Genomic DNA, 11,867 nt, shown 5'->3' with positions numbered 1-11,867 from the left:
TCAGAGTAGAATTCGCTCTAGCTTGGTTTTTCGCTTAACATGATCCGGCATCATCCGATCAAGTAAGCTCCAGAATTCTGCTCCATGGTTTTGATGTTGTAGGTGACACAATTCGTGGACGAGAACGTAGTCTATGCATTGTCGAGGCGCGCGGATGATGTGTCGGCTAACGACGAGATTCCCTCGTGAGGTCAGGCTTCCCCAACGATGAGTTAGGTCCCTGACGATTAAGCGCGGAAGTGTGTGGCCAAGAATCGCGAACGGCTCGAATACTTTCTCTAGGCGCTTGCCGATGATCCCTCGGGCCTCTGCCAGATACCAACCAGTGAGCAACGCCTTGCGCTCTTCTATTCGGCTCGGTCGATGCATTGTTAAGACAATGCGGTCACCCGAAGTACTGACCGACTGCGCCAATCCAATTTCAGCAGACAGCCGGTACTGTCGACCCAGAAAGAGGTGTGTTTCCCCAACCTCATATGTGCGTGGCGGCGTGCGCGGTCGCCAGCGCTCAGCTTGCGCCTGGTGATAGCTTATCCAGCCGCCTCGCTTTGAAACTCGTTCAGTCACTTGCTGCATGTCAGCACAATTTGGGACTCGAACGACGACTTCGCCCTGAGGATTGACGGTGATTGACATTGTCTTGCGTTCGGATCGGATGACCGAGAACTGAATCGCCCGGCCGCCCCACGCCGCAATGCCTTCCTCGCTCATTTGGGCAGCCGCTCGCGGGCGATGGTCAGGATTTGATCGACCATTCCGTCGATCCGTTCGGGATCGAGAGAAAGCCCGAATTGCTCTGGCGCGGTGTCGAAAAAGAAGTCATCGGCAGCGGCGCGCATCCGGTTTTGCTGATCGCGATCATCCTGCCAGCCGACGCGGCGATGCTTTTCGACGATATCCAGCAGGGCCAACGCGATGTCGGGAGCATGTCCCGCAGCTTCCGGCGACAGGTCACCGAGCTCCTTAGCGATCACGCCCCAGAAGGCGACGGCATGGCCATTGCCACGCACGGCCTCTGGCACTTCCTTCGATTCTGCACGGGCATGCGCCTGATCCTTCAGCCCGCGCGCTTTCTTCAGGTACTCCTGCTCGCCGATCCGTTTTTGCCGGAAACTGTCGATTGTGTCCTGCACCAGTTTGGAGAAGGCCTCGTAGAAGGTCGGGTCGTCGTCCCAGTTTTCGGTGATGGTGCGGCTGATCTGGCTGGTGATTTCATCGGCGACCGAGGCGGCGCTGCGCCCACCGGCCATTTGCTCAGTGATAGCGCCCTCATCGAAGATGTTGAAGGGATCAACTACGGTATCGACCCGATGTGCGGTGATGTGTTCTGCGAGCAGCTTACGGACGCGGCCTTCGTATTGCGCCCAGTCGATGGTGTCGGCGTAGCGGCGGCGCACGTCCTGGCGTAGCAGTTCGAAGCGCTTGAGATCGGCCTTCCAGCGGTCGAGCCGGTCGCGCGGTGTGGTTTCGACGAATTGGCGCGAGGACAAGGCGACATTGAGTGTGGAAGCGAATGCCGAGAGCTTGCGGTGAAACAGGTCGCGCAAGGCTTCATCGGCCAGGGCCTGCGCATAGGCTTCCTGGTCGTAGCGGTTGGCCACGCCTGCAAAGAGATCGAGCAATTCCGAATGCAGCCCTGGCAGCTTTTCGGATTCAGTCCGGATTGCGAAGAGCGCGCTGTTGATGTCAGCATCGTCGAAGCCGGTCAGCGCATCGTAGCTTTCCAGCGCTTCGTTGAGTTCGCCCAGAATGCCGCAGTAATCGACGATGTACCCGAAAGGCTTGGGCGGCGCTTCGTCATCGTCGAACACACGGTTGACGCGGGCAATGGCCTGCAACAGATCGTGTTCCTTGATGACTCGCGTCAGGTACAGCACCGTATTGCGCGGTACGTCGAACCCGGTCAGCAGCTTGCTGACCACGATCAGCAGGTCGGGGCTTCCGGGGGAATCGAAGTCAGCCACGATGGCTTCGTTATAGTCGTCCTCGGTCTTGAAGCGCGCCATCATCTCGGCCCAGAAGCGCTTTACTTCCTTCTTGGGTGCAACACCGACCTGGTCATGGCCTTCGCGCTTGTCGGGAGCGGAGATGATCACTTCAGCTGTAACTTGATCGGTCTGGCCGTCGTTGAGCGCCTCGAATAGCGTCCTGAGGATCACCGCCGATTGCTTGTCTGGCGCGACGACTTGCCCTTTCAGCCCGGTTCCCTTGAAGCCTTGCAGATAGTGCTGGCGGATGTCCCAGGCGATGGCCTTGAGCCGCGCCTCGACCGTCTGGATTACCCCCGGTGCGCTCATGCGCCGCTTGAGCTCGGCCTTTTGTTCGGGCGTCAGGCCTTCGCTTGATCGCTCGAACCAGGCATCGAGCGCGGCGGCATCGAGCGTCTCCGCGACCACGCGCCCCTCATATAGCAGCGGCACCACGGCCTTGTCCTTGACCGCGCGCGAGATCGGGTACGAATCGATAAGCTCGCCGAATTTGAGGAAGGTGTTACGCGCCTTGTCCTTGAACAGTGGCGTGCCTGTGAAGCCGATGTAGCAGGCGTTGGGCAACACGCGGCGCATGTCCTCGTGCATCGAATCGTCGTTGCCGTACTGGCTGCGATGGCTTTCATCGACGAGGACGAAGATGTCCTTGCTTTCGGACACCAGCGCCTTCTTCCGCACGCCGGAGCGGAATTTGTTGACCAGCGTGGTGACAAGCGGCGCGCCGTCCTCGATCAACTTGAGTAGATGCTCGCCGGTGCGCGCCTGGGCCGGTTCGAATCCGGTCGCTGCAAAGGTCTTCTTGATTTGCCGATCGAGATCGCGCCGGTCGGTGACAATCACTATGCGTGGACTAGAGTCCTTCAGATGGAAGGCCAGCGCTCGCGCCAGCATGACCATAGTTAGCGACTTGCCCGAGCCCTGGGTGTGCCAGATCACGCCGCCCTTGCGCCGTCCCGCTTCGTCGCGTTCCTCGATCCGCTCGAGGATGCGATAGACGGCGGAAACCTGCGGATAGCGCGCGACCTTCTTCGCACCCTTGTCGAACAGGGTGAAGCGGCGGGCAAGATCGAGCAGCCGGTCGGGGCGGCATAGGCCGGCAATCGCCTTATCGAGTTCGGTCACCCAGCGATGCCCGGCCTCGCGTAGCGCGTTGTGGCGTCGTGCGTGCGAGGCGAAATCGGAATGGATTGCCGCCATCACATCATCAGGCGGCTCGGCGTTGACCAGTGCGGCAATCTCTGCCTCGCTCATTCCGCCATGCGCCGGTTCACGCCACGCGGACCAGAATTTGGCTGGCGTGCCCACCGTGCCATAGCGCGGTTCGGCGGGATTGCCCGCGATTAGCAGTTGCACGGGCACGAACAGCTGCGGCGCGCCTTCGGCCTGGCCCTGATTGCGGATCGACTGACTGATGCCCTGCGCGGTCTTTTCGCCAGAGCGCTTGAGTTCGATTACTGCCCAGGGAATGCCGTTGACGAACAATGCGATATCGGTGCGGATGGACTCCCGCTTGCCATCGACGGTGAATTCCGCCGTCATGTCGAAGCTGTTGCTGGCCCAGTCCGCACCCCAGGCGACGAAACGCAATTGCCGCTCGCGGGTCAGCCCCTTGATCGTCTGGGGAACGGCCGTGCCTAGCTGGAGGTAATCGCTCGCCAGCTCGTTGGTGCGCAGAAGCCCGTCGAAGCGCAGATCGCGTAGGCGTGAGAGGCCTTCCTCGATAGCTTGGGAGGTAAAGGGGTGATCGGCGCCGTCCTGATCGAACCTGTTTATTGCCGCCAGCGCCCCATGCGCCAGCGACGTGAGCACTACCGAGCTGCGTCGGCCGCCACGCAGCGCATCGACTTCGGCACGGGTGCGATAGCGCCAGCCCATGTTGGCGAGAGTCGTAAGCACCTGAAGCTGGACGCCACCGCTTTCCGAAGTCGCGAATTCAGGTGAACTGCTCATGACTGGTCGTTGGGCAAGTGCGAAGGCATCTTGCCGATGATCAGGCGGCGACCTTCATCGTCCCAGGCATAATAGATCCGGAACTGCTCGGAATTCTGTCGAGAGTTCCCGTACTTGAAGTGGTCATACAAGACCCAGGTGATGGTGCCTTCCCGAACCGAGTATTCTGGCTTCTCGCTGGCTTTTTCGCGGCGCGTGAAACAGCCTTCATCTTCAACACCTAGAGTTGCCAAAGCCTTCTCGGCAGCCTCTTTCCGTTCAAGGCCACCTTCTAGCTTGAAGGGAATCCAGTGATCCCGGATTGCTACCAGGGTATTGGCGATCCGATCCAGCATGTCGGGATGGCCGTTCTTGCGGCACTCCCTTACCGCTCTATTGTGAATGAAGATGTGGGGGCCAAGCACTTCTTCGGCCCATTCCTCCAAGTCGTCATAACTCCTCAGTGCGCGCTCGGCAGGCTTATCCTCAGCGGCAGTTCCAGAAGGCACCGCGTTCCGCAGCCGGTAGTTTTCCGCTTTCAGTCGGCTAATTTCGTCTTGCATACGCTGCACATCTTGCTGAGCCGCTTTCTCAGCATCGGAGGCAATTCGCTCAAGACCTGCCGCCACTTCCAACTGTTCCTTCAGGTCGGTGACCTCGTCCCGCAGCGCCGTAACTTGCGCGTCAAGCTGGTCGGCTTCGCTGCCAATCGCATCCAGCGCCACAGTCGCCGAAGCGGCCTTGCGAAGCTGGCCAATGTGCCAGAAGCGCGTTTCGCCGTCGTTGTCCTGGAATCCGAGCGGCAGGATGCGTTGGGCGAGCTGGTTGATCAGGTTTGAATTCTGGCCTGAATTGGGAACCAGCCAAAGCGGGTGCTGAAAGGGGTCTTCCTCTTCCTCGACGATGCCTGGCATGTAGATGCGAACGCCGCCATTAAAGGTGGACATGCGCTTGCCAATCAGCCGCGTCAGTTCCCAACTGGTCTCCGGACCAGCAGCAAAAAGGTGTGCAGCGCCGGAAAGCCGGACGCCAAGCTGATGCAGGTTAAGCTGTGCCCCACCGTCGTAGTCGGTTGATGCGACGACCACCGGCAACCGCCGACCAGGGCGGTAGATGAGATTTGCCAGAGTGTCGGCATCGTCGTGCGTGGACAATGCTATTGGCGCGTCGCCGATCGTCTCACCATCCGCTTCGGCGGAAAGGGTGCGCAGCAGATCGTATACCAGTCGCGGGCGACTTGGTCTCACGTCCGAGCCGCCCGCTGGGCGACGAAGCATCAGTTGAGCACCAAAGCGGACCATCCCGCCCACTGGCCGCTCGACAAACAGCTCAGTCGACCAGGTCTCACCCGCGCTGAGATTGGACCCAGGCTCGTCAATGCGAGCAGCCCAGATACTGCCGGTTTGATCATCGAGCCGAGCGGCATGGCACGGGTGCAGCCCGCCCAAGCCGCGCGTATCGAAACTGGCGAGCGCACGTGCTTCTTCGGGCAGTGCACCGCCAACCTTGGTCGCCATCCAATCGACCGCGAACTGCGCCGACTTATCGAAGGCATCTGTATCCGTCAGGGAAAAGCTGATCCGGCTAACGGGGCGGACCTGGGTTGCCGATTGCATCGGCTGTCCGATTATCGGACGAAGTGCGTCGGCAAGCTGGTTCATGTCGCGGCTTCCTCAATAATTTGACATTGTTCAGTGACATCTCCCGCGAGCAATTTCTTCATTGCGCCACGCCTTTGATCGCGGAGTGCAGTTGCTTGGGCCCTCAGCAGGTCGATCTCATCATCCAGCGTCGCGAAGACCCTCCCAATTTTCTCACGCATGTTTGGGCCCGGTACGGCGACTTGCATCTTTGCCAATTCGTGCCCGGGAAACTCGAGGAAAGTGCTGCCGGCGGAAAAGCGGATCAGCCGACGCTGGCAGGCGCGCAACATATAGTAGAGAAACAGGAGGTCGCCGGGTTCATTGGGGACGAGGCTTTGGAAGCCCTGATTGGTGCACATGGGCACGGTATTGATCGCAGATTCTCCAACGCTTGCGCGGCTGCACAATACGATGCTTCCTGCGGGGAGGATGGTAGTCGAACAGGCGGAAACGCCAGATTGCGTCAAGCTGCGCGCTGTCGAGGTGATGTAGCGGGATGAAAGTCCGGTGATATCCGTTGGGGTGCACCACGGAATGTCGCCTCCCCAATGTTCGGGTTTAGCAGTGTCAGGCGTCGATCCGCCGACTATCTTGGCCAGCTTATCGCACCTCATGCGTGTCCATCCCGAGGGGACAGAAGCAGCTAGGTCGGCGGTGGCGGCAAACACCTGCTGCATCAACGCTCGCTTGCCACTTTGCTTGAGTCCGACCAGCGCGTCGGTGATATCGATGGCGCGGTCGAAATCGGAGATGATTTCCGCAATCCACTGCTGTTCAGGCAACGAGGGCAGTTCAACAGGAATTTGCGTGAAGTCTTTGCCGTAGAGTCTGAGGCGATCGTTGGTCAGGCCGTAGGAGTAGGCCCAGAACAGGTAGATCATCCGCTCGGACTTGAACCAATAGGACGCGAACAGCGGATCGACGGTCTTTTTCGGGCGCACCACGACATAGGCGGGACTGACGATTCCGTCCCCCGTTGCAAGGCCCGAAGCACCCTGCCACATACGCATCATGTTATAGGCAATGTCACCGGGTCGGACGCGAAGATGATCGCCATCCTCCAATTCGCTGTCCATCTTGCGGTCGATTGAGTCCCGGCGAACAAGGCCGTTGCGCATCGTCACCGACAGCATCGGCAAATCTTCCTCGCCCTTCTCCCGGCTGATCGTGAAGAAATCGCCGAGCTTGCCGCGCAACCAGGGAGTGGGATCAGCCATCGATCCCAAGCTCCGCCAGATGCAGCTTGATGCGTTTGCGGGTTTCGATCAACTCGCCTTCCAGCCGCTCGATATCCTTTTGCAGCGCGGCGACGTCGATTTCGGGCTCGGGCTCGTAAGTATCGACATAGCGCGGGATGTTGAGGTTGAAGCCATTGGCTTCCATCTCCGCGAAGGTGACCACGCTGGAATACTTCTCTTCCGCGCGGCGCTCCATCACAGCCCCGACGATATGTTCGACCTGTTGGTCGCCGAGTGCGTTCTGGCGCTTGCCGGGGACGAATTCGCGGCTGGCATCGACGAACACCACGTCCTTGACAGCAGCCCGCGCGCCGCCTTCCTCGCGTGCCCGATCAAACACCAGCAAGCACACCGGAATACCGGTTGAGGGGAAGAGTTGCGCGGGCAGGCCGACCACTGCGTCGAGCAGGTTGCGGCGGACCAGGTCTTCGCGGATGCGGCCTTCCGCCGCGCCGCGAAACAGCACGCCGTGCGGCGCAATGCATACGACCCGCCCTTCGCCACGCTTGGCGATCGCCAGCATGTGCAGGATGAAGGCATAGTCGCCCCGGCTCTTGGGCGGGATCACCGGCTTGAATCGCTTGTAGGGATCGGTTTCGGCGACATCCGCGCCCCATTTGTCGAGACTGAACGGCGGATTGGCGACCACCCGGTCGAATTGCATCAGCCGGTCGTCTTCGATCAGTGCGGGCGAGGTGAGAGTGTTGCACCATTCGATCAGGGCATTGTCCTCACCGTGGAGAAACATGTTCATCCGCGCAAGCGCGTGGGTGGAGCCGTTGACTTCCTGCCCAAACAACCGGTGATCGTCTGAACCCGTCGCTTCGCCCGCGCGGATTAGCAGCGCACCCGATCCGCAGGCGGGATCGCAGATTGTCATGCCAGGCTTTGTGTTAGCAAGCTGGGCGACAATCTCTGAAATTTTGCGCGGGGTGTAATATTCTCCGGCCTTCTTGCCGCCATCGGCAGCGAACTTGCTGATCAGGTAGATGTAGGCTTCGCCAATCGCATCTTCGCTGACCTTGTCGGGAGTGAGCGCCAGCGACGGCTTGGCAAAATCTTCAAGCAGCAGCTTGAGCAGGCGGTTGCGCTCTTTGGTCGCGCCAAGCAGTGTTTCGGAGTTAAAATCGATCGGGCGGAACACGTCTTTGAGCTTGGCCTCGTTCTCCAGTTCGATCTTTTCTAGCGCCTTGTTGATCAGTTCACCGAGATTGTCGGCCTGGCGCTTGGCGTGGATCGTCTGGAAATCGGTGCCTTCGGGCAGCACGAAGCGCGCGCGCTTCATTTGCCGTTCGACCCGGGGATCGTTAGGGCCGTATTTCTTGGCCAGGTCGATCCGCTGCCATTCGGCATGGTCCGACAGATATTTCCAGAACAGCACCGCAAGGATTAGATCCTTGTAACGCGTCGCATCCACTGCCCCGCGAAAGGTATCGCAAGCCGCCCACACCGCGTTGTTGAGTTCGTCCTGATCGAGCTTCTTTGTCATGATGGTCTCATTTCTCGAATGTGGTGGTGGGGCGGCCAGCGACCGCCCCACCGGTCAAATCACCCGCGCGGCGGGAACGGATCGTGGCCGTGGCTATCGCGCTCGGCAATGGTCCCGTCCATGTTGTGGACGATCAGCTCGCCCTTGATCGCGATGGCATAACTGCGGCCATAGGTGATCGCGGGCGGCTTGCTCGTCGAGCGGTACAGCACCGTGCTGCTGCCGGCTTCCTTGACCTGCCACTCGCCCGGCAAAAAGTGCCAGGTGACATGGACGGCGCGAAGCCGGTTGCTGATTTGGGAGAGAAGGCTCATATTAGGGTACTTTCTGTTTCGGTACGGAAGGAAGGGCTGAGGACGTTACAGCGTCGTTCAACCCGGTGTTGCGCTCGTGTTGGGGATGAATTTCCCCGGCACGGGCCTTCGCCATCGCGAGATGGAGAAGTTCAGAGTGGAGCTGCTTTTTGCGCTCCGCAATTTCTTGAAGGATCGACTGTTCTTGCTGCGCTTCGAGCGCCAGCGAACCGATCATCCTCTGTTCGATCAGCGATGGCAGCGGGATTTCGAGATCGGCGAGCGTTGGGCGATTGAGGCGGACGAAGCCGGTGCCTTGCGCGGCTTGTGCCAAGTCAGCTTGGATATGTGGCTGGTTGATATAGGCAACGATGTATGCAGGCTCGGCCACCGCCTTGTTAACGCGGACAAGGAACAGCTCAACGGTCGGGAGGCTCCCGGCGTGGCGTTCGCCAACAACCGCTGCGGTAAGGTCGGGGCCCCGGCCACGGACCAGAATGTCATCAACCTGCAAGCGAGTGTCGCTTCCCTTGAGCGGCGGCCCGCCATCGACGACTTCGCCCACAATCTGACCTGCTACGACGTTACCTAGGCGCAAGTATTGAGTACCGCCGCCTTCCTGCGAGGGCGTGGCGCCCATGCTAATCTCGGAAATGTCGCTGAGCCGTTTCATGTCGAGCCATATAGGTGGATTCGCGTTCGATTGCAAGTTTTTTGGTAAGAAGTGTTTCAAACCATATTTTCAATGGCGGTGGGCGGCAAAGATGTCTGGCTGCCCTTCGGTCGACCTGCTCTATCTGCTGGCGCGGACCGGGCCTGTAGTCCCGGCCCATCCGGGTTACGATCAGGAGCAGATGTAAGCAGAGCGGGATTTTTCCAGACGCACTCTGTCCCGCGCTGCGCGCTCCTGAGGGTGCGGCATTTTCTGTCCTGACCCGCAGGCACTCTTGCCTCTCTCATTGCCGGACGCCCGCAGGCGCACTGACGCGCGCGCAGGACATCCGGCGGCTTCGCACCGTTGCAAGGGTGCCGTTGCCTTCTGGATCGCATGGCGATCCGGGCTGGAACGCCAAGGGCTTTGCCCTCTCGTTCCCCAAACCGGAATAGACACCCCCGAGTGGCGGGCTTCGCCCGCTGGCCCGCGCCAGGGCATCGATTCCGGTTTTCCCTCCCCCTCCCATCCTCGCCGGAGGGCAGGCCGCATGTCGCATGTCGAATGCGGCTTTGCCGGAAGGAGGAAAGCATGGACGATCTCACTTTGACCTATCGGGCCTGTGGAGCCGAGTGCCGCGAGGACTGGTTGCGCCTCTTGGCCTGTGACAACGGCTTGCCGCTGGCCGACGTGCAGCGGGCCGCCGACCGCTATGGCGAGGCCGAGGATTTTGGGCGTTTGGTGGAATTCTGCGAAGGGCATGGGGAGCGGTTGCAATGAGCGCGCAGGACTCAAATTCAGCTACGGCAGGCGGGTGGATGGTCTTCGACTACCTCTATCGCGATGCCAGCAACTACAAGACTTTCGGCTCGGTCTGGCTGACCGGCATCTTGACCGAGGCAGAGCGCACCGAAGTGGTCGAATGCTTGGATGGCAGTGAATTCTTCGTTGCCGAGCAGATCGGCGTACCTCCGCTCTATCCAGCCTTGTTCGAGGACGGCGGCGGACCGACCGAAGACGACCATGCTTGGCACATGTTCGAGGGCTTTCGCGAAGAAAGCAAAATGGCCGAAGCGGCCGTGGTGTGGGGCGAGGCATCCGCGCTCTTGGCCGCCTTCCGCGCCGCCAAGGGAAATTGGCGGCTGGAGCTGTCGCCCAATTTCGATTGGTAGCGCGCGGCGCCCAGCCTGACACGTCAGGCTGGGCGTTGATCGATGAAGCAGTGGCTGTTGTGCCAATCGAGAAATGCCGGATCAGGATCGAACCGGATCGCTGACCGAAGCGGTGCTTGCTCGAATTTCTGAAAAAAGTCGCGGGTCTCGCGGCTCTGGTTTTCGCGCAGGTGCCGCGAGACATGGATACGGCGATTGTGATCGACGGTGATCAGGCCGCGATCGAAGGCGCGGTCGAGCGTTGCTGACAGAAGCAGGCCGTTGGCCGGATTGTGCCGATTCTCGGTATCCTTGCCCCATGGTTTGATATGGCTCGCCGTCAGCAAGCGCGGATCGGCGATGCCGGTGATGCAGCAGGTTTCTTCGTAATTGGCCAGGACCGCCCGGCGGAAGAAGTCCTGGCCGACGCGCTGATTGACCAACTCCTGCGTAGTCGATGCGCCCTGATAGGGCTCGAACCGGAACTCGCTGGGTTTGTCCCTGAGGCGGTTCGGGGCGAGCGCGGGCTCGCCCTGTTCGACTTGTGTTGTCCACATGTATTCGGCGCGCGCGACGAGGCGGGTCCAGTCCTGGCCGAACTCGGCATAGGTTGTCCGGTCGAGCTGCGATGCCCCGGCGAGGCCCTTACGTCCGCTCTCGGTGATCTTAGGGTCAAGGCTGGCGAAGTTGCAAAGCTTCATCGCGACCGAGCTGTTCGACCGACCGATCGCGGCGGCGAGTTGCTGGATTTCCGGGTTGCCCGAATGCAACTTTCCGAACGGCAACTGGAAATAGAGGTAGAGCGCGAGAACCGTCTCCTCTTCGCTCCAGCGTTTCCGAATGATGCCTTCGTCCCCCATGGCGATCTTTTGGGCGAGGTAGGCCAACGGCGCAAGGAGCTTGGGAACTGCGTGATTTCAAGCCTGGCACAATCGCATTTCTGTCCGGTTGGCGCGTTTTCAGAACCTGACCTGGCCGCACGCGTTCAGCCGTCAATGCCCGGCCCGCGCCGGTTCGCAGAATGCTCACCCGTGTTGGGCATGACAGCTGTCCTTGGCCGTGCGGCCTCTCGGTTTGGTGCAACGAGCCACCAGACACGAAAGGACGATTCCATGGCCCGCAACAATTCGACACCCGCTCCAGAGGCCAAGGCCCCGGATTTCATCGCTTGGCACGTCGCCAACAAGGGCGAAAAGGCATTCTGGACCAAGGTCGGAGCCGCCTGGTTCCACCGCGACCACAAGGGCATTTCGCTCCAGCTTGAGGTCGTGCCGATCAACGGCCGGATCGTCCTGCGCATGCCGCTCGACGACGCGGCCAAGGAGAAGCCGGGCGCTTAGCGCCCGGCCTTGCTGCCCATCAAACGTTAATTCCTAAGAACGATGAATGGGCGGCAAGGCCCTGCGCGGTGCGTAACGAACTGGGCGATATTGGAAACATATCGTGTTTGAAATCTGGCGCCAAAATGCAATCATGATGCGAAA

Annotated in this window: 11 protein-coding genes; 3 read left to right on the top strand and 8 right to left on the bottom strand. The window is 60.3% G+C overall.

Annotated elements, in window-relative coordinates; translation table 11 throughout:
• From RMO89_RS05820 to RMO89_RS05790, 7 genes are read right to left on the bottom strand one after another with little or no spacing between them, the layout of a single operon-like run.
• Positions 1-711, bottom strand: a complete 711-nt coding sequence (locus RMO89_RS05820; RefSeq protein ID WP_310531792.1) for a SprT family zinc-dependent metalloprotease — start codon at positions 709-711, stop codon at positions 1-3.
• Positions 708-3,938, bottom strand: coding sequence for an HsdR family type I site-specific deoxyribonuclease (locus RMO89_RS05815; RefSeq protein ID WP_310531791.1), 3,231 nt, complete (start codon positions 3,936-3,938; stop codon positions 708-710). Before RMO89_RS05815 ends, RMO89_RS05820 begins: the two co-directional genes overlap by 4 nt.
• On the bottom strand, positions 3,935-5,578 hold the full coding sequence (locus RMO89_RS05810; RefSeq protein WP_310531790.1) for a hypothetical protein: 1,644 nt from the start codon (positions 5,576-5,578) through the stop codon (positions 3,935-3,937). The genes RMO89_RS05815 and RMO89_RS05810 overlap by 4 nt, the downstream gene beginning before the upstream one ends.
• Complete coding sequence (locus tag RMO89_RS05805; RefSeq protein WP_310531789.1) at positions 5,575-6,777, bottom strand: restriction endonuclease subunit S; 1,203 nt, start codon at positions 6,775-6,777, stop codon at positions 5,575-5,577. Before RMO89_RS05805 ends, RMO89_RS05810 begins: the two co-directional genes overlap by 4 nt.
• On the bottom strand, positions 6,770-8,287 hold the full coding sequence (locus RMO89_RS05800; RefSeq protein WP_310531788.1) for a class I SAM-dependent DNA methyltransferase: 1,518 nt from the start codon (positions 8,285-8,287) through the stop codon (positions 6,770-6,772). The genes RMO89_RS05805 and RMO89_RS05800 overlap by 8 nt, the downstream gene beginning before the upstream one ends.
• A 59-nt stretch (positions 8,288-8,346) precedes the next feature.
• Positions 8,347-8,601, bottom strand: a complete 255-nt coding sequence (locus RMO89_RS05795; RefSeq protein WP_310531787.1) for a DUF2188 domain-containing protein — start codon at positions 8,599-8,601, stop codon at positions 8,347-8,349.
• Position 8,602: 1 nt separating this feature from the next.
• Positions 8,603-9,253 carry a restriction endonuclease subunit S gene (locus RMO89_RS05790; RefSeq protein ID WP_310531786.1) on the bottom strand — a complete coding sequence of 217 codons (651 nt, stop codon included), beginning with the start codon at positions 9,251-9,253 and terminating at the stop codon, positions 8,603-8,605.
• A gap of 570 nt (positions 9,254-9,823) precedes the next feature.
• Between RMO89_RS05790 and RMO89_RS05785 the strand changes: the two genes are divergently transcribed.
• Together RMO89_RS05785 and RMO89_RS05780 are read left to right on the top strand one after the other, a co-directional pair.
• The gene (locus RMO89_RS05785; protein WP_310531785.1) at positions 9,824-10,012 is read left to right on the top strand and encodes a hypothetical protein; all 189 of its coding nucleotides are present in this window, start codon (positions 9,824-9,826) and stop codon (positions 10,010-10,012) included.
• A complete protein-coding gene (locus RMO89_RS05780; RefSeq protein ID WP_310531784.1) occupies positions 10,009-10,404 on the top strand; it encodes a hypothetical protein in 396 nt (131 codons plus the stop codon). The genes RMO89_RS05785 and RMO89_RS05780 overlap by 4 nt, the downstream gene beginning before the upstream one ends.
• 23 nt (positions 10,405-10,427) lie before the next feature.
• On the opposite strand, the gene RMO89_RS05775 is transcribed toward RMO89_RS05780, so the two are convergent.
• A complete protein-coding gene (locus tag RMO89_RS05775) occupies positions 10,428-11,270 on the bottom strand; it encodes an HNH endonuclease (RefSeq protein ID WP_310531783.1) in 843 nt (280 codons plus the stop codon).
• Positions 11,271-11,495: 225 nt separating this feature from the next.
• On the opposite strand from RMO89_RS05775, the gene RMO89_RS05770 reads away from it, so the two are divergent.
• Positions 11,496-11,723: a hypothetical protein gene (locus tag RMO89_RS05770; protein ID WP_310531782.1), complete on the top strand. Its 228-nt coding sequence runs from the start codon at positions 11,496-11,498 to the stop codon at positions 11,721-11,723.
• The last annotated feature ends 144 nt before the right edge of the window (positions 11,724-11,867 follow it).

It is taken from the genome of Novosphingobium sp. (genome assembly GCF_031424035.1).
Lineage (GTDB): Bacteria > Pseudomonadota > Alphaproteobacteria > Sphingomonadales > Sphingomonadaceae > Novosphingobium.
Note: the sequence above shows the minus strand (reverse complement) of the source record. Positions and strands in the feature narration are given on the sequence as shown.

What these genes read in the sequence shown, in the direction of transcription:
- RMO89_RS05815 (WP_310531791.1), bottom strand. Translation starts at nt 3,938, where the DNA reads ATGAGCAGTTCACCTGAATTCGCGACTTCGGAAAGCGGTGGCGTCCAG.
- RMO89_RS05785 (WP_310531785.1), top strand. Translation starts at nt 9,824, where the DNA reads ATGGACGATCTCACTTTGACCTATCGGGCCTGTGGAGCCGAGTGCCGC.
- RMO89_RS05770 (WP_310531782.1), top strand. Translation starts at nt 11,496, where the DNA reads ATGGCCCGCAACAATTCGACACCCGCTCCAGAGGCCAAGGCCCCGGAT.
- RMO89_RS05820 (WP_310531792.1), bottom strand. Translation starts at nt 711, where the DNA reads ATGAGCGAGGAAGGCATTGCGGCGTGGGGCGGCCGGGCGATTCAGTTC.
- RMO89_RS05795 (WP_310531787.1), bottom strand. Translation starts at nt 8,601, where the DNA reads ATGAGCCTTCTCTCCCAAATCAGCAACCGGCTTCGCGCCGTCCATGTC.
- RMO89_RS05805 (WP_310531789.1), bottom strand. Translation starts at nt 6,777, where the DNA reads ATGGCTGATCCCACTCCCTGGTTGCGCGGCAAGCTCGGCGATTTCTTC.
- RMO89_RS05800 (WP_310531788.1), bottom strand. Translation starts at nt 8,287, where the DNA reads ATGACAAAGAAGCTCGATCAGGACGAACTCAACAACGCGGTGTGGGCG.
- RMO89_RS05810 (WP_310531790.1), bottom strand. Translation starts at nt 5,578, where the DNA reads ATGAACCAGCTTGCCGACGCACTTCGTCCGATAATCGGACAGCCGATG.
- RMO89_RS05790 (WP_310531786.1), bottom strand. Translation starts at nt 9,253, where the DNA reads ATGAAACGGCTCAGCGACATTTCCGAGATTAGCATGGGCGCCACGCCC.
- RMO89_RS05780 (WP_310531784.1), top strand. Translation starts at nt 10,009, where the DNA reads ATGAGCGCGCAGGACTCAAATTCAGCTACGGCAGGCGGGTGGATGGTC.